Annotated in this window: 22 protein-coding genes, 4 tRNA genes and 2 pseudogenes; 13 read left to right on the top strand and 15 right to left on the bottom strand. The window is 47.1% G+C overall.

What is annotated here, in order from left to right:
• Nucleotides 1–180 precede the first annotated feature (180 nt).
• The 3 genes from FTT64_RS03400 to FTT64_RS03390 all read right to left on the bottom strand — a co-directional run bounded on the left by FTT64_RS03400 (nucleotide 181) and on the right by FTT64_RS03390 (nucleotide 1,041).
• Nucleotides 181–256 (bottom strand) — tRNA-Phe (locus tag FTT64_RS03400).
• A 133-nt stretch (nucleotides 257–389) separates the two neighbouring features.
• Nucleotides 390–465 (bottom strand) — tRNA-Phe (locus FTT64_RS03395).
• 198 nt (nucleotides 466–663) lie between these two features.
• Nucleotides 664–1,041 (bottom strand): GNAT family N-acetyltransferase, encoded by a 378-nt coding sequence (locus FTT64_RS03390; RefSeq protein WP_016658426.1) that lies wholly within the window; start codon nucleotides 1,039–1,041, stop codon nucleotides 664–666.
• A 96-nt stretch (nucleotides 1,042–1,137) separates the two neighbouring features.
• Between FTT64_RS03390 and hisB the strand changes: the two genes are divergently transcribed.
• The 6 genes from hisB (at nucleotide 1,138) to FTT64_RS03360 (ending at nucleotide 5,661) form a co-directional block, all read left to right on the top strand.
• A complete protein-coding gene (hisB, locus tag FTT64_RS03385; protein ID WP_005180581.1) occupies nucleotides 1,138–1,731 on the top strand; it encodes an imidazoleglycerol-phosphate dehydratase HisB in 594 nt (197 codons plus the stop codon).
• Nucleotides 1,731–2,348: an imidazole glycerol phosphate synthase subunit HisH gene (gene hisH / locus FTT64_RS03380; protein ID WP_180182080.1), complete on the top strand. Its 618-nt coding sequence runs from the start codon at nucleotides 1,731–1,733 to the stop codon at nucleotides 2,346–2,348. Before hisB ends, hisH begins: the two co-directional genes overlap by 1 nt.
• A 151-nt stretch (nucleotides 2,349–2,499) precedes the next feature.
• The gene (locus FTT64_RS03375; protein WP_016658424.1) at nucleotides 2,500–2,988 is read left to right on the top strand and encodes a DUF805 domain-containing protein; all 489 of its coding nucleotides are present in this window, start codon (nucleotides 2,500–2,502) and stop codon (nucleotides 2,986–2,988) included.
• Between the two features lie 74 nt (nucleotides 2,989–3,062).
• A complete protein-coding gene (locus tag FTT64_RS03370; protein ID WP_180048341.1) occupies nucleotides 3,063–3,731 on the top strand; it encodes a 3'-5' exonuclease in 669 nt (222 codons plus the stop codon).
• Between the two features lie 175 nt (nucleotides 3,732–3,906).
• The gene (hisA, locus tag FTT64_RS03365; RefSeq protein ID WP_075167328.1) at nucleotides 3,907–4,638 is read left to right on the top strand and encodes a 1-(5-phosphoribosyl)-5-[(5-phosphoribosylamino)methylideneamino]imidazole-4-carboxamide isomerase; all 732 of its coding nucleotides are present in this window, start codon (nucleotides 3,907–3,909) and stop codon (nucleotides 4,636–4,638) included.
• Between the two features lie 87 nt (nucleotides 4,639–4,725).
• Nucleotides 4,726–5,661 carry a DMT family transporter gene (locus tag FTT64_RS03360; RefSeq protein WP_168383896.1) on the top strand — a complete coding sequence of 312 codons (936 nt, stop codon included), beginning with the start codon at nucleotides 4,726–4,728 and terminating at the stop codon, nucleotides 5,659–5,661.
• A 33-nt stretch (nucleotides 5,662–5,694) separates the two neighbouring features.
• Here FTT64_RS03360 and FTT64_RS03355 read toward each other — a convergent pair whose 3' ends face one another.
• The 3 genes from FTT64_RS03355 to FTT64_RS03345 are packed head-to-tail and all read right to left on the bottom strand — an operon-like array spanning nucleotide 5,695 to nucleotide 7,714.
• A complete protein-coding gene (locus FTT64_RS03355) occupies nucleotides 5,695–6,087 on the bottom strand; it encodes a hypothetical protein (protein ID WP_005180599.1) in 393 nt (130 codons plus the stop codon).
• A gap of 32 nt (nucleotides 6,088–6,119) precedes the next feature.
• Entirely contained in the window at nucleotides 6,120–6,746 is a 627-nt protein-coding gene (locus tag FTT64_RS03350; RefSeq protein WP_180103992.1) for a DUF1294 domain-containing protein, read from the bottom strand.
• Nucleotides 6,747–6,763: 17 nt separating this feature from the next.
• Complete coding sequence (locus FTT64_RS03345) at nucleotides 6,764–7,714, bottom strand: homoserine kinase (protein ID WP_005180603.1); 951 nt, start codon at nucleotides 7,712–7,714, stop codon at nucleotides 6,764–6,766.
• Between the two features lie 110 nt (nucleotides 7,715–7,824).
• Between FTT64_RS03345 and hisF the strand changes: the two genes are divergently transcribed.
• Nucleotides 7,825–8,586: an imidazole glycerol phosphate synthase subunit HisF gene (hisF, locus tag FTT64_RS03340; RefSeq protein WP_303113667.1), complete on the top strand. Its 762-nt coding sequence runs from the start codon at nucleotides 7,825–7,827 to the stop codon at nucleotides 8,584–8,586.
• Nucleotides 8,587–9,010: 424 nt separating this feature from the next.
• Here the strand turns inward: hisF and FTT64_RS03335 are convergent, their stop codons facing one another.
• Nucleotides 9,011–9,643 (bottom strand): hypothetical protein, encoded by a 633-nt coding sequence (locus tag FTT64_RS03335; RefSeq protein WP_075175519.1) that lies wholly within the window; start codon nucleotides 9,641–9,643, stop codon nucleotides 9,011–9,013.
• 110 nt (nucleotides 9,644–9,753) lie between these two features.
• Between FTT64_RS03335 and FTT64_RS03330 the strand changes: the two genes are divergently transcribed.
• Entirely contained in the window at nucleotides 9,754–10,770 is a 1,017-nt protein-coding gene (locus FTT64_RS03330; RefSeq protein WP_005180609.1) for an AraC family transcriptional regulator, read from the top strand.
• A 103-nt stretch (nucleotides 10,771–10,873) separates the two neighbouring features.
• Nucleotides 10,874–11,561 (top strand): annotated as a pseudogene (gene aqpZ, locus FTT64_RS03325) (aquaporin Z).
• A 107-nt stretch (nucleotides 11,562–11,668) separates the two neighbouring features.
• On the opposite strand, the gene FTT64_RS03320 reads toward aqpZ, so the two are convergent.
• Nucleotides 11,669–11,914 carry a hypothetical protein gene (locus tag FTT64_RS03320; RefSeq protein WP_005180612.1) on the bottom strand — a complete coding sequence of 82 codons (246 nt, stop codon included), beginning with the start codon at nucleotides 11,912–11,914 and terminating at the stop codon, nucleotides 11,669–11,671.
• Nucleotides 11,915–11,984: 70 nt separating this feature from the next.
• Nucleotides 11,985–13,067: a DNA/RNA non-specific endonuclease gene (locus FTT64_RS03315; RefSeq protein WP_180182082.1), complete on the bottom strand. Its 1,083-nt coding sequence runs from the start codon at nucleotides 13,065–13,067 to the stop codon at nucleotides 11,985–11,987.
• Nucleotides 13,068–13,331: 264 nt separating this feature from the next.
• On the opposite strand from FTT64_RS03315, the gene FTT64_RS03310 reads away from it, so the two are divergent.
• Nucleotides 13,332–13,979 (top strand): hypothetical protein, encoded by a 648-nt coding sequence (locus tag FTT64_RS03310; protein WP_160255422.1) that lies wholly within the window; start codon nucleotides 13,332–13,334, stop codon nucleotides 13,977–13,979.
• Nucleotides 13,980–14,067: 88 nt separating this feature from the next.
• Here FTT64_RS03310 and FTT64_RS03305 read toward each other — a convergent pair whose 3' ends face one another.
• Nucleotides 14,068–15,948, bottom strand: a complete 1,881-nt coding sequence (locus FTT64_RS03305) for a potassium transporter Kup (protein ID WP_104490119.1) — start codon at nucleotides 15,946–15,948, stop codon at nucleotides 14,068–14,070.
• Nucleotides 15,949–16,069: 121 nt separating this feature from the next.
• Between FTT64_RS03305 and FTT64_RS03300 the strand changes: the two genes are divergently transcribed.
• The 3 genes from FTT64_RS03300 (at nucleotide 16,070) to FTT64_RS03290 (ending at nucleotide 17,456) form a co-directional block, all read left to right on the top strand.
• Nucleotides 16,070–16,159: transfer RNA gene (locus FTT64_RS03300), tRNA-Ser, on the top strand.
• Between the two features lie 771 nt (nucleotides 16,160–16,930).
• Complete coding sequence (locus FTT64_RS03295; RefSeq protein ID WP_005180651.1) at nucleotides 16,931–17,158, top strand: hypothetical protein; 228 nt, start codon at nucleotides 16,931–16,933, stop codon at nucleotides 17,156–17,158.
• 222 nt (nucleotides 17,159–17,380) lie between these two features.
• Nucleotides 17,381–17,456 (top strand) — tRNA-Thr (locus FTT64_RS03290).
• Nucleotides 17,457–17,517: 61 nt separating this feature from the next.
• Here FTT64_RS03290 and FTT64_RS03285 read toward each other — a convergent pair.
• The 5 genes and pseudogenes from FTT64_RS03285 to FTT64_RS03265 all read right to left on the bottom strand — a co-directional run.
• The gene (locus FTT64_RS03285) at nucleotides 17,518–18,342 is read right to left on the bottom strand and encodes a cyclopropane-fatty-acyl-phospholipid synthase family protein (protein WP_005180656.1); all 825 of its coding nucleotides are present in this window, start codon (nucleotides 18,340–18,342) and stop codon (nucleotides 17,518–17,520) included.
• 3 nt (nucleotides 18,343–18,345) lie between these two features.
• Nucleotides 18,346–19,644, bottom strand: a complete 1,299-nt coding sequence (locus FTT64_RS03280) for an FAD-dependent oxidoreductase (RefSeq protein ID WP_034598019.1) — start codon at nucleotides 19,642–19,644, stop codon at nucleotides 18,346–18,348.
• 433 nt (nucleotides 19,645–20,077) lie between these two features.
• Nucleotides 20,078–20,953 (bottom strand): pirin family protein, encoded by an 876-nt coding sequence (locus FTT64_RS03275; protein ID WP_180182083.1) that lies wholly within the window; start codon nucleotides 20,951–20,953, stop codon nucleotides 20,078–20,080.
• 201 nt (nucleotides 20,954–21,154) lie between these two features.
• Entirely contained in the window at nucleotides 21,155–21,718 is a 564-nt protein-coding gene (gene ahpC / locus FTT64_RS03270) for an alkyl hydroperoxide reductase subunit C (protein ID WP_005180661.1), read from the bottom strand.
• Nucleotides 21,719–22,128: 410 nt separating this feature from the next.
• Nucleotides 22,129–23,022, bottom strand: a pseudogene (locus FTT64_RS03265) (IS3 family transposase); the annotation flags it as partial.

The following is a 23,022-nucleotide window of genomic DNA, read 5'->3' as shown; positions in this document are numbered from 1 at the left end:
CATGTCTCTCTATTAAGCGCCAGAATGCAATTTTATTCAGCAGGATTCGTGTTATTGAGCTGTTATTAGCGTAACACTGCTCCTGATTTGATAGCCAATCAATCCTGAAGATGAAAGATCATGCTGCCATTTTTAAATACCATAAAAAAAAGCCCCTGCAATGCAGGGACTTTTTGAATATGGTGGCGAGACCCAGGATCGAACTGGGGACACACGGATTTTCAATCCGTTGCTCTACCAACTGAGCTATCACGCCGATGCCGTGTATTAAGCCGCATCTGGGGAAATTAGTCAATATAAATCATGACATTTTTATTTAATCGAGTATTTTTTACCCAAAAAAAATCCCTGATGGGATCAGGGATTGAAAACGTTTAAACGTTTGAATATGGTGGCGAGACCCAGGATCGAACTGGGGACACACGGATTTTCAATCCGTTGCTCTACCAACTGAGCTATCACGCCGATGACGCGTATTAAACAATCTCCGCCCGGTGCCGTCAAGCAGCTTTTGCATAAATTCAAGTATTTGTTTACTTTTACAGCATTTTGTACGCTGTCTGCTTATTTTTTAAGTGAAACGCCCGCGATTCCAACCATTTGCAGGCCAGCAGATAAAAAAAGAGAGGCGATTAGCCTCTCTTGAATTTCATTTTAACTCGCTTAGAGCTTGTCCAGATGTGCCAGACAACGGTGAATTGCGCCACAGCCCGGTTCAAACTGATTCACGCCTTTGGCTTCTTCCATGCGGCAGACTTCACTGACCAGACGCTCGGCCACACCACGACCACGATTGGCCGGATGCACCACAATATATTCCAGGGTCCTGCTTTCGCCCTGCCCGGTACACCAAATTGCACCAATTAATTTTGTATTAAATTCTGCGGTATAAAGTAGGGTATACTGGTTCAGATGTTGCTCGAGTTGCTCTACCGCATCCTGGCCATCACCAAACTCCGGACTGGTGTCATACAGTCGCTCAAGCTGGCTGCGCACTTCATCATTTTCCAGTGAAGTATAAGCATGTACGGTAATAGGCATTGATTAACCCTCCTGAGCAATCTAATATGCTGGGACTTCGTCGCAGCGAAACATTTTTACATCCATCATTTTTAACGTTTTTTGAGGAACGTGTCCATGACAGAGCGTATCAGTGAAGTGGTAAGAAACACTAACGAAACCAAAATTCGAGTTCGTTTAAACCTCGACGGTACCGGTCAAGGCACACTCAACACTGGTATTCCATTTTTAGACCATATGATTGATCAAATCAAGCGACACGGTTTGTTTGATATTGATATTCATTGTGATGGCGATCTGGAAATTGATGACCACCATACCGTAGAAGACTGTGGTATTACCCTGGGTCAGGCCTTTGCACAGGCACTGGGCGATAAAAAAGGCTTAAAGCGTTATGGTCACTTCTATGCCCCACTCGATGAATCTTTAAGCCGTGCCGTGGTCGATTTATCTGGTCGTCCGGGCCTGTTTATGGATGTACCATTTACCCGCGCCACCATTGGCCGTTTTGATGTCGATTTATTCTCTGAATTCTTCCAGGGCTTTGTGAACCACTCGCTAATGACCGTACACATCGACAACCTGAAAGGCAAAAACAGCCACCACCAGATTGAAAGTGTGTTTAAAGCATTTGCGCGCGCACTGCGTATGGCCTGTGAAATTGATCCACGTGCTGCCAATACTGTGGCATCGACCAAAGGTACCCTGTAATGACCCGTATTGCCCTTCTTGATTATGGCATGGGGAATTTGCACTCTGCCGCCAAAGCTTTGGAACACGTCGGTGCTACGGTGGATGTCACCAATGACCCGAAACTGATTGCTCAGGCCGATAAAATCGTGTTTCCGGGTGTCGGCGCCATGCGCGACTGTATGCAAGGCATGCATGAAGCCGGGATTGATGACGTGGTGCGTCAGGCGGTGTTTAATAAACCGGTGCTGGCCATTTGTGTGGGTATGCAGGCGCTGATGCAACATTCCGAAGAAAATGGCGGTGCCGATGCACTGGGTATTTTTGAAGGGGTGGTAAAACGCTTCCCGGACGTTGAAAGTCTAAAAGTGCCACACATGGGCTGGAACCAGGTGCATCAGGCTGACCCAAGCCATCCAATGTGGCATAACATTGAACAGGATGCACGTTTCTATTTCGTGCACAGCTTCTATGTCGAGCCGAAAGACAGCACAATTGTGGCAGCGACCTGTGACTATGGGCTGCAATTCTGTACCGCCCTGCACAAAGACAACCTGTTCGCGACCCAGTTCCACCCGGAAAAAAGTCATACTGCTGGTCTGCAACTGTTAAAGAACTTTGTCGACTGGAAGATTTAACACCCTTCCTCTGTTGCGCAAGATGTATAAAGCCGGGTTCGTCCCGGCTTTGTTTTTAGCTATTTTTTATTTCTTTCTTTTTTAAGCAATTTTTAGTAATATTTAACTGCTTTTTATACAACTCAATAAAAATAAAACAGGTAATTCAAAAATGCATAGCACCACTCATACCCAACACATCACGACACAAGATTCGGCACTCAGCGCGGCGGGGCGTTTTGGACGTTTCTCCTATCTGGCCTGGAACTGCCTGATTGCACTGTTAATGATTCCGGTTTTTCTGGTTTTGACCCTGCTCTTTCCCGGGCTGATGAATATTGATCCTGCTGGCGGCATTCCGCTCACCCCGCTGGTGCTGGGCGCACTGATTTATCTGGGGGTGTTATATCTGATGTTTATTTTCACCATCCGCCGTCTGCATGACCGTAACCATACCGGCTGGCTATCGTTACTGATGCTGGTTCCGGTGGCCAACCTGCTGCTGATGCTGTATCTGTTTTTCGCCCCGGGTGATCAGCGTGTTAACAGCTATGGCCCGCCACGTGCCACGGCTGGCTGGGAAGCGGCGCTGGCCTGGATTTATATTATTCTGTTGGTACTGCTATTTGCTTTTGCCATTTTTGGTGCAGTACTGGCCTAAAAGGTCCCGCTTGCTTAAAATAAGGCCTGACAATTCAGGCCTTATTTTTATCGCCAGCCCAAGGAAAAGATGGCATGAGCTTATCTTCAACATCACCCCATATGCCCTCTTCCAGCCAGCTGGAACAGCTGCCGCGCTTTCAAAGTCTGCCACCCTCTAAAATTCATCTGATTCAAACGCTGGCCGAATGTCAGCACTATGCGCATGAACTGAATATTGCAGCGGTACTCGGCTTTGATTCGGAATCCAAACCGATTTTTAAAAGTGGCGAAGTGTCGGATGGCCCGCACCTGATTCAGCTGGCCACACTAGATCAGGCCTATCTATTTCAGATGAATGAGGAAATCTGGAACTTTCTTAAGCCAATCTTCGCCAACCGTGACCAGATTAAAGTCGGCTTTGGCCTGAAAAATGATGCCCATCTGTTTCGCAAAAAAGGCGTAGAACTGAACAGTGTGCTGGAACTGTCCAAATGCTTTCACAGCTTTGGCTTTAAAAACCCGGTCGGATTAAAACATGCCATGGCGCTGCTGTTTCAGGTCTATTTTCCCAAAAGCAAACGTCTCAGCACCTCGAACTGGGCCAATCCGGTATTAAGCACAGCACAAATTGAATATGCCGCCGCCGATGCTTATGCTCCGGTCCTGGTTTTTGAAGAATTGCTGCGTTTGGGCCTGTTGCCGAAACAGATTCCCAATACCTCGCTCAAACTCAGAATCCGGCCGTCTAAAACCCCGCCCTAAACCGCTCTGGAGATCAAGCTGCACAGGCCGCCCGATTTTCCTGATCTCCCTGTTTACCGCCTGACATAGCATAGGCTGTTTTTGTTTTTGCATGCAAATATGGCATTTAGAAAATTTTCGTTTATTGCTAAGATGGGCGGCAAGAAATTTAACCGATGAAGCAAGGAGCGAAAGCATGCTGATCATCCCTGCAATTGACCTGAAAGATGGAAAATGTGTCCGTTTAAAACAAGGTCGTATGGAAGACGATACCGTATTTTCTGATGATCCGGTGGCCACTGCACAGCATTGGGTCAATGAAGGTGCGCGTCGCTTGCATCTGGTCGACTTAAATGGTGCTTTTGCAGGTACCCCAATCCATAAACCGGTGGTCGAGGCCATTGCCAAAGCACAGCCAGACCTGCCAATTCAGATTGGTGGCGGTATTCGCTCGTTTGAAACCATTGAACACTACCTCGATGCAGGTGTGTCTTTTGTAATTATTGGCACCAAAGCCGTTCAAGAGCCGGAGTTTGTCGAAGAAGCCTGCAAAAAATTCGCCGGGCATATCATTGTCGGCATTGATGCCATGAATGGCATGGTCGCGACCGATGGCTGGGCCAACGTGACTGAAGTGAAAGCCACCGATCTGGCCAAACGTTTTGCCGATGCCGGTGTCTCCAGCATTGTGTATACCGATATTGCCCGTGACGGCATGATGCAAGGGGTAAACGTCGAACAGACTGTCAATCTGGCGCAATATTCCGGTTTACCAGTGATTGCTTCAGGCGGCGTAACCAATCTGGATGATGTCCGTAACTTAAAAGGCCAGCCGGGCATTTTAGGTGCGATTACCGGTCGTGCCATTTATGAAGGCAGCCTGAATTTGCGTGAAGCGCAATTGCTGCTCGATGAGCAAGCCCTCTAAGTGCTGCTATCAGAAAGAGGTCTTCGGGCCTCTTTTTTTATGCCCTCACCGGGTTGATGTCTTTTTTTGAATACTCGCTGATCTGCCATGTCTGATGCCCCTGTGAACCTTAAAACTACACTTAACAGCAAAGCGCCGCAACTGGCCCTGATCATGATTACCATGCTATGGGGCGGTACTTTTGTGGCAGTCAAGCTGGCGCTGAATTATGCCAGCCCGATGTTTTTTGTCGGCTGCCGCTTTGCCGCCGCTGCACTGGCGGTCGCGCTGATTTCACTGCCGCATTTACGCGGTATGCAAGTCAAAGAACTCTGGGCCGGTGCATTAATTGGAGTCAGCCTGACTGTCGGTTATGGTACGCAAACCGTGGGGCTGCAGACCATCAGCAGTAGCGAATCGGCATTTTTAACCGCGTTATATGTGCCGCTGGTGCCGATCTTGCTGTGGCTGCTGTTCCGGAAACGGCTGCACATCATGATCTGGCTGGGCGCAAGCTGTGCCTTTATCGGGCTGGTTTTACTGACCGGCAATGGTTTGGGGCAGCTACAGCTGAGTTTTGGTCAGCTGATTACCCTGCTCGGCGCCATTGCGATTGCACTGGAAATTATCCTGATCAGCCATTTTGCCGGACGGGTTAATCTGCAACGGGTCACGGTGATTCAACTGCTGTTCGCCTCCCTGTTTGCCTTTCTTGCCATGCCACTGGTCGGTGAGCAGCAACTGCCGCAATTTTCCTGGATGTTGCTACTCTTGGCTGGCGGTTTGGGGCTGGCCAGTGCCTTGGTTCAGCTGGTGATGAACTGGGCGCAGCGCGCAGTCAGCCCGGCACAGGCGGCAATTATTTATGCCGGAGAACCGGTATGGGCTTCGCTGTTTGGCCGTCTGGCCGGCGAGCGTTTACCGTTTATGGCTTTGGTCGGTGGTTTTCTGGTGGTGCTGGGCGTGATTATCAGTGAATGGAAACCGAAATTTCTGCGTCAGAAACAGCAGCACACGCCATCAGCGAGCGATCTTCCGGACTAAATTTTGGGAAGATCGGTCTGATGATTCAGATATTTAAGAATACATCGGCTCATTATCATTCAGGCGCATAATACCGCGAATAGCCCGATAGACAATCCACAGCCAAGACAGGCCAATCACCGCCAGACAGAAGGCCGAAGCACCAAAAATGACCTGGGCAAAGCGGTTCGGGTCTTCATCAATAAAGAAAATAAAAAAGAACGGCACAAAGGCCACAATATTCCAGAATAGATACCACCAGAAGCTGCGAATTTGCCAAGTAAAGTGGCTTTCAAAAATCGAACCGCGTACCGCGCCGCGTTTTACATAATTGATGATTAGCGCGACGATTGCCAGCAAGCCGGCACTAAAAATCGCCACGATATACAGAAGGTACAGAATAAAAGTCAGACTACGATTCGGGTCACGGTCAATGGAAGTATTCATATTGTTGTCCTGCACTCCCCGCCCCGCTATGCTCAGAGCGTCAACAGATTAAAAGGAGAAATAAACCATAAAATCAAAAGAATATTTAAGCCAATTGTACAAAAATAAATTTTACGAAAAGGTTGTTTTTGTGTTTTATGTCGCATTTTTTCCTGTGCCAGCCAGGCCGCCGGCCAGCCCCCCAGAGCCGAAACCAGATGCAGGCTCTGTTCCGGAATCCGGCGGTGACCGAGTTGGGCCGCTTCCTTGTCTTGTGCATACAGCCAATAGCTGAGTGCATTCATCAGGCTGATCAATAACAGCAGCAGGCCGTGCAATAAACCGGTCAGGGTCAGTACCGCCAGCACGAGAATATAGGCCACACACAGGATTTGCATGGCCGGACGTTTGGCCGCAGGACGCTGCCGCGGCTTGCTCACCACATCAGCACGCGGCTTGACCTGCGAGGCTTTTAAATACACCACCTGCTGGGCCCGATAGCGGCCGCGTTCATCTAAAATGACCTGATAATCCAGTGCACAACCGACAATCGGGCGCGGCCCCGGACGGGCAAAATCATTGATATGCAAAAATACGCGGTCTTTGTCCGGATCATTGGGCTGAATAAAGCCATAGCCCTTGTCATCAAACCATTCAATTAACCGGCCCTGATCGCGCATTTCCCTACCCTTTATGTTTAAGCTGTGACGAACTTTAAGCGTTCAATCAACATATTACGCATCTCGAGCGGATTTTTCTGCAAAATTGCGTCACCGCTGCGTCCTTGCAAAGCATTTTTTTGTGCCACCTGTAAACGCATCATCCAGAAACGGCCAGCAGCCATTGCCAGATACAGCTCCAGACAGGCTTTTTCATCTTCGGTTAAAGGACGAATGCGGTCATAGGCTTTTAAAAAGGCCATGGCTTTGTCTTCATTCAGGCTGACCTGCGGATACTCAGTACAGAAGTCATTTAAGGTAATGGCAATATCAAACAGCCATTCATCCTGATTCAGCTCATAAAAATCCAGAATGCCCTGCAGCTGATCGCCTTCAAACAGGGTATTGTCGCGGAATAAATCGGAATGGATAAACCCTTTTGGACGGTCCGGATAAATCGCGGTAAGCGCTTCATACAGCCCCAGCAATTTGCTGAGCAGGACTTTATCGGCCTCGCTCAAGCTGGGTTTAATTTCCTGGGATACCGCCAGCCAGTACGCATGATCGCGGACAAAAGCGCGTTTTAAAGGAAAATCTTTTAAGGCCACATGCATTTTGGCCTGTGCCACGGCAATGGCTTCCACCTGAGCGATGCTGGCTGGCATTGGATGCTCACCGATTAAACGCGGCGCAATCTGGGCCGGTTTCTGTTTAATCGAGTGGATGGCCTTGCCAGCATAACTGAGCGGCACCGCCACAGCCAGACCTGCCTGACCCAAATGTTCCAGTACCGGCACCAGTTCACCGGCTGCCTGTTCATCCATGTCTTCAAACACGGTCAACACATAGTGTGTACCGTCCTGAGCCACCAAAAAGTAATTGGTATTTTGAATACCGCCTTGAATCGGAATCAGATCGACCACCTCAAGTCCATAAGGGGCTGCAAAATCCTGAACTTCCTTTAAAGTCAAAGGCGTATAAACCGACATAGAAAACCTGCGAAAAATCTTACATAAGTTTGATAGAATAGCGTGTCCATCTGCCAAGGTGTAGCGCTTGTGTGGGTGAGTTTCATAATCAGCTGAAATGACTGGAAAAAATTATGCTTGCTAAACGTATTATTCCTTGCCTAGACGTAGATAACGGCCGCGTGGTGAAAGGTGTGCAATTTCTGGATATTCGTGATGCAGGTGATCCGGTTGAAGTGGCGCGTCGTTATAACGAACAGGGCGCTGATGAAATCACCTTTTTAGATATTACCGCTACCCATCATGGCCGTGACACCACCTACCGTACCGTTGAGCGTATGGCAGAAACCGTGTTTGTTCCACTGACTGTGGGCGGCGGCGTGCGTAAGGTCGAAGATATCCGTTTATTACTGAATGCCGGTGCCGACAAGGTCAGCATTAACTCGGCTGCGGTGTTTAATCCGGAATTTGTGCAGGAAGCCTCACAACGTTTTGGCGCACAATGTATTGTGGTGGCGATTGATGCCAAAAAAACCGGCGACAACAAATGGGAAATTTTCACCCACGGTGGCCGCAAACCGACCGGGATTGATGCAATTGAATGGGCCGTGAAAATGGCTGATTACGGCGCGGGTGAACTGCTAATTACCTCTATGGATGCCGATGGTACCAAAGCCGGTTATGACCTGGCACTAATGCGAACCATTAATGACCACGTCAATATTCCAACCATTGCTTCTGGCGGTGTTGGCAATTTACAGCATCTGGCAGACGGAATTTTACAAGGCGGCGCCGATGCAGTTCTGGCGGCCTCAATTTTCCACTTTGGTCAGCACACCATTCCGGAAGCCAAGCAATACTTGGCGGCACAAGGTATTGAAATGCGCCTTTAAGCCCGCTGGCTCAAAAATTTCAGAACTGAAAAAGAGTGTAATCATACACTCTTTTTTTATGCGGCAAAGCAAAACAAATAAAAAATGAAGATAAAAAAAAGGAGTCCTGAAGACTCCCTATAAACCAAGAATTGCTACAGCGCTTGGCATTAAAACGTACATATTTCAACAGAATCACCTTCGATGTAGGCAGAAGTTCTGCCGCTATCTTCAGCTTCTTTACTATAGAAAACTTCCCTGAACAAATATTGACCATCAACGCCAATTTTATTGACAATTCACGACAACAGCTTGCAAAGCAGTTGTTTTCAATCAGTTTTATTTGATCTCTATCACATAATTGATCCAGTATTATTGTTCCACAAATATACTGCCTTTGGGCCAATCAACGATGAATTTGCTCAGCAGATAAACAACCCTCTCATTAACTGGCTTTAGGTAGTGGCTCAAGATCTGGGGATGGCTTTTCATTCCGGTCGACCCATTTGGCCGGGAAGAATTTTTCCGCGCCGCGGTTTAACAGTGCTGACAGCGGCTGTGGCAAGGCAATCCCGAGCGGATTCTGCTCCTGCAAATCGGGTGAAGATATAACCCGGGTGCCCAGAATATAGTCAAACCAGGGCTTGGTCACACACCAATTGGCATCCTGATTGCTGTTCATATGATGGTCATAGTGCCAGGGAATTTTTGTTCTGGCCCACTCTGGCTCCAAATGGGCACGGCGGTGAATATAGTAATAATTCAGGGCGCTATACATGCTGCCGGCCATCATGCCTTTGGAAATCGGGAAAAAGACCAGCCCAAACACACCCGCGGCGGCGGCCAGCGAAATAATCTCGTTTTTATTGCGCCAGTGCGACCAGCCAATCACATAGCTTTCATCATTAAACTGATTTTTCCGCACCTCACGATGATGCTCCCAATGCGAACGCATACTGCGTGGCACCGGACTGTGACGCGGCTGCCCCGGCCGATGGGTACCATGTAATACATATTTATGTGCCACCCACTCAAAGGCATTGGCCACCAATAAACCTGCAATAAATCCTTTTAACATGCTCCAGTCCTCCTGTGCTTTTCCTTCACTATAAGCGTCGGCACAGGCTAGATATTGACGGAAAAATTGAATATGATTGACAAATCACGACAAGAATAAAATGACAAGCTATGCAACGGATAAAGGATTATACCGGCTCGATTTATGGCGGCTTGGCCCAGTTGCTGTACGACTTTTATCAAGCACAACAGCTGCCGGTTCCAGAAAAATTACAGCAGGTTCAACATCAGGAACGTTTTGATTATATTCTCTGGCGCGACTTGCTGACCGAACTGGAACAGCAGCTACAGCGTCCGGCGTTGGGACTAGAAATTGCCGCGCTGGTGCAGCCCAAACATCTGGGCATTATTGCCTATATTGCCCTGTCCTGTGACAATCTGGGTGAAGCGTTGCAACGCTATCATGACTTTCACCGGCTGGTGTATGACGGCAGTCCGTTACAGGTGGAAGTGCAAGGCAATTATCTCTCCATTCGCTGGGCTGATCTGCCGCCGACCATGACCACGCAACTGACCAATGAAATTGCCATTGCGCTGATGGTGGAATTCCTGAAACATTTTATGGAATTTCAGGATATTTGCCTGCATGAGGTGCATTTCCAGAATCCGGCGCCACGACATGTGGCACTGTATGAGCAGTATTTTCATTGCAAGGTACGTTTTTCCCAGGAAAAAACCCAGGTGCTAATGCCGTTGCAGGAGCTGTCCAAACCCTTTTATCAGGGGGATCAGACCTTACAGCATTTATTGCTCCAACAGGCCAAGGCTCTGCTGGAAAAACTGCCAAATTCCACCCAGATTGACCACCGTTTACAGCAGGCGATTCTGACCGGTTTACAACGCAATATGTACCAGATTGAACATATTGCCCAGCAGCTGAATTTGTCAGTACGGCAGTTACAACGGCATTTACAGCAGCAAGGCACCACCTATCAACAACGGATTCAGGAAGTACGCTGCTTACTGGCCGAACAATATTTAAAAGATCCACATTTAAGCCTACAGGAAATTGCCCTGCTGCTCGGCTATTCGGAACAGAGTGCCTTTCAGCGTGCCTTTAAACAATGGACCCAACACACTCCACAGCAATGGCGTCAGAACAACTTAATCAATCTTTCATCTTTTTAGTTTAATTTGAAGCGTATAAAAAAAGAGTATTTTACAAAAATAGTGTGATATATTTCACACTTTATAATTTTCATCACATAAATAAAATTCTGGAGACATGAAAATGAATAAATATTGTGCAGAATTTCTGGGGACCTTCTGGCTGGTATTCGGCGGCTGTGGTAGTGCCGTGCTGGCTGCAGCCTTCCCCTGAACTGGGCATTGGCTTTGTTGGCGTATCGATTGCCTTTGGTTTAACCGTTTTAACCGCGGCCTATGCCCTGGGGCATATTTCAGGCGGTCACTTTAACCTGGCGGTGAGTCTGGGCTTATGGGCCGGCGGCCGTTTTGAAGCCAAAGAACTGCTCCCGTATATCGTTGCCCAGGTATTGGGTGCTGTCGTCGCGGCCTGGATTTTATACCTGATTGTCCAGGGTCAGGCCGGTTTTAGCAGCACCGGTGGTTTTGCCAGCAATGGTTTTGGTGAATTATCCCCGGGGCAATATTCACTCGTTTCAGCACTGATCATTGAAATTGTCTTAACCGCCTTTTTCCTGATTATTATTTTAGGTGCGACGGATCAGCGTGCGCCGGCCGGTTTTGCCCCAATTGCAATTGGTCTGGCCTTAACCCTGATTCACTTAATCAGTATTCCGGTCACCAACACCTCAGTCAACCCGGCCCGTAGTACCGGTGTAGCGTTCTTTGCAGAAACTGCAGCCTTAAGCCAGCTCTGGTTATTCTGGGTTGCACCAATGATTGGTGCGGTAATTGGCGCGGTGATTTATAAAGTGGTTGGCAAGAAGGACTAATCTTGCTGCACGTCCTACAAGCTCACTTCGGTGGGCTTTTTTATATTTTAAATGAACAGTTTATTAGTTAGAGCGTAAAAACCCTGTCCTCTAAGACAGGAAGAATGTCAAAGAAAAGGATTTTCGATTTCCCGTACTTCGGTACGCTGGACTTTTTCAGGCAGATTTGGCTCTTTTTCCAGAGCCGCAACCACCTCATTCAGCAGTGCCTGCAAGGCTTTAGCCGCAGCCAGACCCGCCTGGTCCTTGGTGAGCTGTAAATTGCCATAGACATTCACGCAGTCCAGATCATTCTCGACAGTCAGATCATGAATGGCATGAGATTCTGTCCCATGTTGAAACGGTTTAAACATACCCACCTCGGCCGTAATGCTGGTTGTTGTGGCAGGATCAATTGCTCATCCTGCCGTTTATATGTGCTGATCAGCTTTTATTCATTAACTGTAAGATATAGTGCAACAAGGCCTCAATCAACTGCTTAATGAGGGCATCCTGGGTTTCGGCATCCAAGGTTGTACCACTGGCAGTGGCCGTGCTACCTCCCGATTTAAACTGACGCTGTAAGGCCTGTAGCTGCTCCGGAGCAACATCTTCAGCACACTGACTTTCTGCATCCCAATGCGAATATTCCAGTGGTTTATTGGCTTTTACCGCGTTGGCGGTCAGCGGCAATTTATAGGTATTGCGTTTTTGCTCTTCGGTCAGCTGCGGAAACAGGTTAATGCCCAACTGTTCTTCTAAATAACAGACGCTGACCACCTTGACCTGCAGGGAATTGTCATTCGGTGCGTAGTAGGCGCCAATTGCGCCGGTTTTAGGTAAGTAAATGGCTTTATACACCGAGGTCGGAACAATCACCCCATTACCAATCGCTTTCAGTTTTTTGCCACTAAAAGTCGGCCCGGTGATGACATACACATCCTGTTTATGCTTGGTCACCAGCGCACGGGTGGCTTCTTCCAGTTCACGCCAGACCTGCTGATTATTCTTCGGCGCTTGTGGCACCATATTGGCCAGCGAGAAGCTGTCGTATTGTGCCGCTTTATTGGACATATCGGCATTTGGCGCCATATGTCCGCGGTCATAGCCTGAACCGCGATAATCCGCCAAGGTCGCGCGGTGCTGCTCTTTCACCCGCTCTTCTTCATGAAAACTGTCTTCACGTGGAATTTTCTGGCTTAAACGCGCCGGGGTCAGACTTTCTGCCACCCACAGCGGAGTTTTGGACACACCGGAATACATCACGTTAAAACCATTAAAGCACAGCGGATAACTGTCTTTGCGCAGGCTGTCTTTAATTAAATACGGCGGCACATCACGGTAAAACTGTTCCAGACAGGCACTATTCGAAGTGCTTGGTGTCAAGGACATCCACTGGCTGATTTTTTCCTGTCCAAAGGCAATCGCGAAACTGCCAGCGGCCACCACACCTAAAACAACTTTTAAACTTCCTTGATGAAAAAAGGGAAAGAGAGGCGGATTTGTACTGCGCTTTTTTCTGGCCATTACACTGCTAAAAACTATAAGAATCACATATTGGCCGAGCTTAACAAGGGGTCTGCAGCTTGTATATGTTCTGGCTGTTGTTCGCTTAACAATTAGACAATAAACCGCTGTACAGGCGGTGACTGTGTAACAGTCTGTCAGAGTTTTAACACAGTTTATGATAAGTCTGGATGGCTTTCAGTGTGCTGCGTTGCGTCAGGCCAGTGTTATATGCCAAGGTAGTTCACGAAAAAATCGTGTGATAAAAATTTGATGGAGGAATCTATGTATTCCAAATTACTGGGTGCCGGCCTGATTACCGGTTTAATGAGTGCAACTGCCTTTGCCGAACCTCCCATTCAACCGGGTGATACCCTGGAAAGCTTATCGAAAGCCAAAGTGGTGACCACGGTTAATGGTCAGCCGGGTTCATTGCAGGATATCGTGGCCAGCGGTCAGGTGCGCATTGTCTCTGAAGCCAATCCGCAAGTGGTTCAGCCGATGCCGACCAATCCGCAGCTGGATGTGATTCCGGCAGATGCACCCGCCCAGGCGCCAGGCCATGATGCCCCGGCACAAGCGGTTGCACCCGATGCATCAGCGCTGACCTCACAACCGGTACCGGCTGGCCAGTCAACTGATCCGTTGGCCCAGGGCGCACAGCCTATTACTGAACCACCCGCAGCAGAGTTGACTGCACCTGCAGCGGAAGCCGCCCAGAATGCAGCGCCCATGATGGACTCCTCAGCTGAAGCGCCGGTGAATGGTATAGAAGCCGAAACCGATGTTACCCAGGAAGCCTTAGCCGCTGCACCAGAAGCAGCACCAATGGCAGACCCTGCTATTCAGGCCGCACCTGAAGCTGGCGCCGAGCAAATGCAAGCGCCTGTTCAAGCCTTACCTGAAGCCCCAAGCCTGAATGAAGCCAATTAAAGACCTGTTTTAGGCTTTTATCCTCCAAAAAAACCAGAGCTATGCTCTGGTTTTTTTATTGCAGTTGCGTTGAGACCACGCCGTTGCATCAGATCTGGATTTGACTGCCCAGCTCCACAACCCGGTTGGTCGGAATCTGGTAGAAGTCACTGACCGGACTGGTATTGCGCTGCATCGAAATAAACAGCTTTTCCCGCCACGGTGCCATGCCTTCGCCGACTGTGCTGATAATGCGTTCACGTGAAATAAAGAAGCTCATTTGCATCATGTCGAATTCAAAGCCCAATTCATCATAGGCCTGCTTTAACGCGCGCGGAATATTCGGCTGATCTTTAAAACCGTAATAGATAAAAATCCGGTAAAAACGTTCATCTAGCCGTTCAATCTGCACCCGCTCTTCTTGCGGCACATACGGAATATCGCGCGTCACCACCGTCACCATAATATTGCGCTCATGCAACACCTTATTGTGCTTGATGTTATGCAGCATCGCATGTGGCACGATATTCGGCGTACCAGTCAAGAATACCGCTTCGCCCGGCACAAATTTGGTGTCATTGCCCATGCTGATACTTTTAATAAACAGCTCAATCGGCAAGGCATCTTTTTCCAGATGATGAATCAGCAAGGCACGGCCATCTTTCCAGGTCATCAGGAGGGTAAATACAATGGCACCAATTAAAATTGGTACCCAGCCACCGGCGACAATTTTCAGTGAGGTTGAACCGACAAAAATCAGATCCAGAATTAAAAAAGGCAGTGCAAACAGCAGCACTTTCCACACCGGCCAGCGCCAGAAACCATAGGCCAGAATGGAAATTAAAATGGTGCCGCAGAGCATGGTCATGGTCACCGCTACGCCATAGGCACTGGCCAGATTGGCACTGTTTTCAAACAGCAGAATCAGAATCACCACCGATACAAACAGTACCCAGTTAATGAACGGCAGATAAATCTGGCCCTGTTCCACTTCTGAGGTATGTTTGACCGATAAACGCGGCAAATAACGCAGCTGAATAGCCTGATTGACCATCGAAAATACGCCAGTAATCACCGCCTGTGAGGCAATCACCGCCGCAGCCGTGGCCAGCGCAATCATCGGATACAGACCCCAGTCCGGCACCAGCAGATAGAAAGGATTGGTAATCGCGTCCGGATCACGCAGCAACAAGGCGCCCTGTCCGGCGTAATTCAATAACAGACATGGCAGCACAATCACAAACCAGGCCATCCGGATTGGCAAGCGGCCAAAATGCCCCATATCGGCATAAATCGCTTCACCACCGGTCATGGTCAGAATCACCGCGCCCATGGTTAAAAAGGCCACATAAGGCTGTTCCAGCACAAAGTTGATGGCCCAGTGCGGACTAACCATCGCCAGCACATACGGCGTCTGGATAATGCTCCACAGCCCTACCCCGCCAATCGACAGGAACCAGAGCAGGGTCAACGGCCCAAAGAAGGTGCCCATGATGCCAGTGCCATGACGCTGTACCAGAAACAGTCCAGCCAGAATCCCGATAGATAAGGGAATCAGCCACTGGTTAAACATCGGGGTGGCAATACTCAGCCCCTCAATCGCCGACAGCACCGAAATGGCCGGGGTAATAATCCCATCACCAAAAAACAGCGATGCACCAATAAAGCCCAGTGCAATCAGGTAGATTTTCTTCTGTTCAGAAATACGGGTGGTACGCAGGTTTAAGGCCAGCAGCGACATGATTCCGCCTTCACCGTTGTTGTCTGCACGCATGATGATGGTGACGTATTTAAAGCTGATGGTCAGCATCATGCACCAGAAGATCAGCGATAAAATCCCCAGAACACTGCCTTCAGAAATGGCCAGATGTGCGGTCAGGAAACATTGACGCAAGGCATAGAGTGGACTCGTTCCAATGTCACCAAAAACTACGCCCAGTGCCGCGAGGGTAATCACAGGCAGGGCGGCTTTTTTTGCAGTACTTTGCATAGAATGTCTTCATGGATAGACCGTATTTTTGCGCATAATAGCACCAGCCCAAAAGTTTTTCCGCAAATCAATTGTTTCAGCTTGGCAGAGTGACTTTTTTTGGGTATTATCCACGGCCTATGGTGAGGTGTCCGAGTGGCTGAAGGAGCACGCCTGGAAAGTGTGTATACGTTGACGCGTATCGAGGGTTCGAATCCCTCTCTCACCGCCAGAATGTTTAAAAAGACTCAAATTGTAAAATTTGGGTCTTTTTTTATGCTTCGACTTTTCTGCTTTTTCAAAATTATTTAATTCCAGACAGTGAAATTATCTGATTGTTTCTGGATTAGATTTTAAAATAACAACAGTACTTTTATTTTTTTGAATTTAAAAACTTGAGCCTGAATACATCCGCTAAGTTTTAAATTCATCAGTTTTTGAATTTAAATTTATAGTTGAAAAAGCAGAGCATCTATCGCATCTGCTTCCCTAAAATTTAAATGGATGGTCAAGTTTTTAACACAGATAAAATAGGAAACCTGAGATAGACTTTTTCTATCAAATTCAAAACTATATTGATAAATTCATTGACTTGAAGCGCTTATTTTTCCAGCACCATCTCAGGCTTTGCTGAAAATAGCATCAATTTTTCTGACTCCCCGTTCATCTCTTGGGTTGTTAAGCATGATCTTCGGGTTATGCCATCCTGCCGCATATATGTGAAAGTTACAGCCTGCCACAGTTCCAACCTGTTTTTAAACCACAGATGTCAACAAAAAGTCATCATCTCATGCTACAACAATAAAAAGTGGCATAGAATTCGCAAGCTTTACAGCAGCAAGCATTGTGCTATGTTAAACACAGACCTAAACAGAACAAGGAGAACAATAGGCAAAATAAACAACTGTTTAAAACTATTAACTTAAAAAATATTCTTCATTTAATCGTGCCAAAAAAGATGTTTAAAGCCAATCAGTCAAAAAACTGCTATTCGGGAGCGAGCATGAATAACAGCGCAAATTATGTCAAACAAATTAAAAATGCCAAACGTGGTGGTTATACCCCCACCATCGCCAAAGACCTCAATCGACATAAAATTCAAAAAGCCCTTAAACTTATTGAGCAGTGGAGATCTCTCGCCAACGAACTCAAACCACAAATGCAACTCGATATGGCTTTTACCCTTGAAGAATGTGCACAAGATTTAGACCGTATTTTAAGGAGCAAGTAGCACGCCTCTGCGGCACTTAACCCCCTTTATTTTAAATTCAAAACAATAGCTCGCCCTGAACGTGAGCTATTGTTGTCTTGAGCAGAAAATTGCCTCTTCCATGATGTTTAAGCGCGAAAACAAGAGCTGGATAAAAATAAAACAGCGCCTGTCGCCTACTTTTAATTGCTTATTTTTTCGCTTGCGCCCGAATTAAAAATCTGTAAAATGCAACTCCACAATGCCGGCATAGCTCAGTTGGTAGAGCAACTGACTTGTAATCAGTAGGTCCACAGTTCGAATCCGTGTGCCGGCACCATTTTCTTAGGCTCGCTATTTTAGTGGGCCTTTGTTGTTTTTATGGCGCTATTTTTTCTGCTTTATTGCGTGTGTGCGGTCACTTGCACATATCTCACCAAGCCATCTTTATATAAACGTCGGCACAGCTTTGCGGTCATGGCAATCTTGATCCGGTCCAGACCTGGACTGTGCTGCGGCCAGTGCAGCTGCTGGATATATTCGGCAAATCTGTTTAACACTGGTGCAGATAAATCTTCAATCTGAATCTGGGTAAAACCGCGTTCCTGCAAACACTGCTCCAGTTGTACTGCGGTTTTCAGTTCCGGCAACGACACATCCGCCGCCTTTAATAAAGCGCGATAAGAATGCTGTTGTAATGTATTTGATTTTAAAAACTGCGGTGACAATATCAGGGTGTGAAAACCCAGACGGCCTTTTGAATTTAAAACCGGTTGCACGGCATCCAGAAATGAATTCAAAGCATGATGATAGGCCGCATCAATACACAGCACCACATCAAATGGCGCCAGAGGTATGAGATTTTTTAAATTTAAAAAAGACTGCGCATAGATGGGCAGCTCTGGCCAGCGCGCTTGAATCTGCTCGACACAGGTCGTTTGCAGTTCAACGGCGGTAATATTTGAGAGTTGATAATGCTGTTGCCAGTGCAACAGGCTGGCGCCCTGTCCACAGCCTAAATCGAGCAGCCGATCTGTGGATTGCAACTGAACGGCTTCGGCCAAATGATCGGCCAGCTGCTGGCACGCCGCCGGATAGTCCTGTGCAGATGAGTGCCAGTAGCCCAGATTGCTCCAGGGCAACTCGGCAGGATCTCCCAAAAGCGCTGCATTGATTGCATATTTATGGGAAGGAGCCTGTCGAAAAATTGCCTGAAGCCAGCGCATAGATTAATAGCCGAGTTGGGGAGCAACCTCTACTTTAGGTTTTAAGCCCACAAACGGCAACGGTGCACCAAAAATTTCTGCAATATGCATGGCTGAAGTCACGGCTGATTCTAAAATTGGCAAGCCGTCACATGACCATGAACCACAGAAGAACACCTTGCGATCAGCGACTTTATGACGCTGTTGCAATTCTTTGTTCAGTGCCACGGTTTTTGAATCCACCACCGCACGGGTCAGGGTGACAGAAGAAATGACTTTCTTCGGATCAATAGGCGTGACCGGACGCCAGGTCTGGAACACCGGCGTTTTACCGACCAGCGATGGCTCAATCGAGTTTAGCCAGACAGTAAATTGCTGACGGGTAAACTTGCGGTCCATCATATAGCTCAGTACCGACCAGTCTTTGCGTTTTGGCGGCATCACTGTGCTATCAGTATGAATCACCAGTTCGCCCTGTTCAAACTTGAACTGCTTTAACAAGGCAATATCTTCGGCAAACTGTTCACGATCGAGGAAGTTCTCGATATTGGTAGTTGGGGTGGCCACCACCACACGGTCAAATACCGCAGTTTCGCCTTCGGCATTTTTGACATAGACCTGATCATCTTGCTGGCTAATATGGGTGATGGGTGAACCACTCTTGATATGAATACCTTCAATCAGCTTATTCACCAGCGCCGGAGTGCCACCCTGAATACGCAACAGCGCATCACCATCGGTCAATTGACGCAAGAAGGTCAACAGCGGCTTCGCTGGCCATTCGCCAATGGTTTTCGGGTTACAGGTACAGATGGTGTACAACACCGGCATTACCGCGCCATGCCAGAACACTTCTTCAATTTCATTCTGGTTGATGAACTCAGCCAGGGTAATGTCCTGATTCTTCGACCGGAAGAATTTGGCAATTGCCGTTTTTAACTGCAACATGCCTTTAACCAGACGCCAGCCGTATTGCTGCAAGCCTTTACGGTTATTGATAATCGGGAAATTCCCGATACGCGTACGCGAGGTGGTTAACCAGGTTTCGGTCCGGTCTTCAAATAACCAGCTACAGGCCATATAGGTCCGTACCGGGAAGGTCGGAATACCCAGATAGGTGGCTAAACTGAGCGTGTTTTTCCACAAATGCGGATTCATGACCCGCAGCGGTGCGTCAATTAAACCGCCTTCAAACTCAGTACTGTGGCTGTCCATTCCACGTCCAGGCAGAGCTTCAAAAATTGTAATGTTATGCCCTGCATCTTTAAGAATTCTTGCGGTAGCTAGCCCAGCCATGCCACTACCGATGACTGCAATATCCAAAACGTCTTATCCGTTAATGAAAACATTGACCGAAATTATGAACCATGCCTTGCCAAAATGAGCTATTAAAAACTACCAGATTCACCCTTTTTACAAAGTGTAATAAAGTTCTAAAATGCCACTTCTGTTACATTTTTTAACGTATTTTCAAGCCCCGTGTAAATATAAGAAATACCTGAAATTTTATTTATTAATTTTTAAAAATCATTTAAAAACAATAGGTATAAATTAACCAGTTTTAGAATAGTTGTTTTACAAAGTGCGTGCTTTCCGCTAGTATACGCCCCACACAAGAATGACAACCACATCACATAAAATCATTACAGATAATGATACAAATGAGATAAAACAAGAAACTTAACAGCGCAATAACAAGAAAGCCTCTGATTTTTATCAGAGGCTTTTTTCTTTTCGCAGCAGGATCGCTGAATGCTTAGCTTTGCGGCGGAATTTGGCCAAACTTACCAGAATGAAAGTCCTCAAAGGCCTGAATAATTTCCTGTTTGCTGTTCATCACAAAAGGACCATGGCCCTGAATTGGCTCATTTAATGGCTCACCGGTCAGAATTAAAAACTGTGTTTCCTGCTGCGCCTGCAACTGAATGGTCGGCTCGGCATCGCGGGCAAACATCACGATAGAACTGTCCTGCACCTGTTGAGTGCCATTCACCAGCAGCTCGCCTTTTAGCACCACCAGCAGGACATTGTGAGTCACCGGAACATGCACAAAGGTTTGCGCATCTTTGTGCAAGCTACCATCCCAGACATTGACCGGACTAAAGGTCTGTGCCGGCCCGGTGTGACCTAAATAGTTCCCGGCAATCACCCGGAGGTGTCCGGCGGCATCGTCCAGTTCAATCCGGGGAATATCGGCAGCGGCAATGGCCTGATAACGCGGCGTGGTCATTTTGTCTTTGGCTGGCAAATTGACCCAGAGCTGGACCATTTCAAACAGTCCACCGGCTTCGGCAAAATCGGCAGAATGAAACTCTTCATGCACCACGCCGGCACCGGCTGTCATCCACTGCACATCACCAGTCTGAATAGTGCCCCCGCCACCGGCCGAATCTTGATGGGTGACGGCACCCTGATAGGCCAGAGTCACAGTTTCAAAGCCACGATGCGGATGTGAACCCACACCACGCTGCGCTTTCGTCGCCTCAAACGGATAAGGCGCAGCATAGTCGAGCATTAAAAACGGGCTGATGGCCTGACCTAAACGGTCATAAGCAAACAGGTTCTGTACCAGAAAACCATCACCGACCCAGTGCATGTTTTTATTTCGATATAAACCAATTATTTTTTTCATACTGTCCTGCGCCTGCAAGGAGAATTGATCGTTTCATGTTAAGCCTCTGCGGTGCGGCCAGCTAGCGCAAATCTGGCATACTGCATTGCAAGAATAGAATCATCCAGGCGCATCCGGATTCTGCTTGGTTTCTCTTTCAACAGACAAAAAAAATCCAGAACCGGAGTTCTGGATTTTCATCAGAAGATAAATGCAACTGGATTAGATTTTACCGACCAGGTCGATTGACGGTGCAAGCGTTGCTTCACCTTCTTTCCATTTTGCCGGGCAAACTTCACCTGGGTGTGCATGGACATATTGCGCTGCTTTGACTTTACGTAGCAGTTCCTGGGCATCACGGCCAATACCGCCAGCGTTAATTTCAACAATCTGGATGGTACCTTCCGGATCAATCACGAAAGTACCACGGTCAGCCAGACCTTCAGCCTCAATTAACACTTCAAAGTTTTTTGCCAGAGTCCAGGTTGGATCGCCAATCAGCGGATACTGGATTTTACCAATCACGTCTGAAGTATCGTGCCAGGCTTTATGGGTGAAGTGGGTATCAGTGGATACGCCATAAATTTCAACGCCCATTTTCTGGAATTCAGCATAATGATCAGCCAGATCGCCTAATTCGGTTGGACAGACAAAGGTAAAGTCTGCAGGATAGAAAAATACCACCGACCATTTACCGATCATGTCCTGCTCAGACACTTCAATGAATTGACCATTCTGGTAAGCAGTAGCGTTAAAGGCTTTCACTTGGGTATTGATTAAACTCATTTTGTATTCCTCAGTGCGTTGTGGGGATTGCTTATCTTGTGAAGCTAGAATACAAAACTGAGGTAAATCGGTAAAACAGTACTTTTTTATAAAAATAATCGGAAATACAGATTTAAATATTCTATCTCCATTGAAGTTTTTATCGTTTTCCTCAATTGATCTATCCTACTTTTCACACAGGCAATAAAAAACCCTTTGCCAAAACAAAGGGTTTTTATCAATTTCTGCTTTAGATGATGACCTTAGAACGGATATACATACCAAATTATAATTAATATATATATTTCAAAAACTTAATGAATTATGTATTGTATTTTGTAAAAATTCAATAAAAAATACTTAAAAATTTACACTTTTTATCTCACTGAAATGGTAATCCTCCCATAAATAACCGAAGTTAAAAGTAGAGGTTAAGCAGCCATGAGAGGTGGCTTTCCTTTGTTTGCTTGGTGTGGTCTTTCATAGTTGTAATGCCACAGCCAACTCGTTGCATAATCTTGTACTTCTTCCAGTGTGTCAAATAGATGCTTGCTTAGCCAGCTATAACGTATAGTCCGATTATAACGTTCAATATACGCATTTTGCTGTGGCTTACCTGGTTGAATATATTCAATACGAATACCTTGTTCAGTTGCCCAGCGTACAAATTCATGACTGATAAACTCCGGGCCATTGTCACACCGAATAACTAACGGGTTTTCTCGCCATTCCAGCAACTGATTCAACGTACGAATAACTCGGATTGTAGGTAATGAGAATCCTGCTTCAATCGCTAAACCTTCTCGACGGTAATCATCAATTACATTCAATAGCCGATACTTACGACCATCGATCAGCTGGTCATGCATAAAATCCAGTGACCAGACCTGATTTGCCCGGATCGGCTCTTTCAGTGGTTCTGGTGCATGTCGTTTCAGTCTTCTGCTTGGCTTAATACGCAGATTCAGTGCTAATTCACAGTAAATACGATAAACACGCTTGTGATTCCAAACATAATTTTCAACATGACGTAGATAAGAGAAACACAGACCAAAGCCCCAATCTGTATTTTCTTCAGTGAGTTCAATGAGCTGTTCTGCAATGAGTGCATTGTCATCACTCAGTTTAGCCTGATAACGGTAGCAGGTTTCACTGATACTAAATGCGCTGCAAGCCAAACGAATGCTAATGGCATAGTGGGCAACGGCTTGTTGAGCCATCTGACGTCGGCAAGATGGCTTCACCACTTTTTTGACATTGCTTCCTGAACAATCTCTGCCTTTAATCGCTCTTCAGCATACATTTTTTTTAGTCTGGTATTTTCT

It is taken from the genome of Acinetobacter sp. Q186-3 (genome assembly GCF_013420655.1).
Taxonomy (GTDB): domain Bacteria; phylum Pseudomonadota; class Gammaproteobacteria; order Pseudomonadales; family Moraxellaceae; genus Acinetobacter; species Acinetobacter indicus.
The sequence above is the reverse complement of the archived record's forward strand: the minus strand, read 5'-3'. Positions and strand labels throughout refer to the sequence as shown.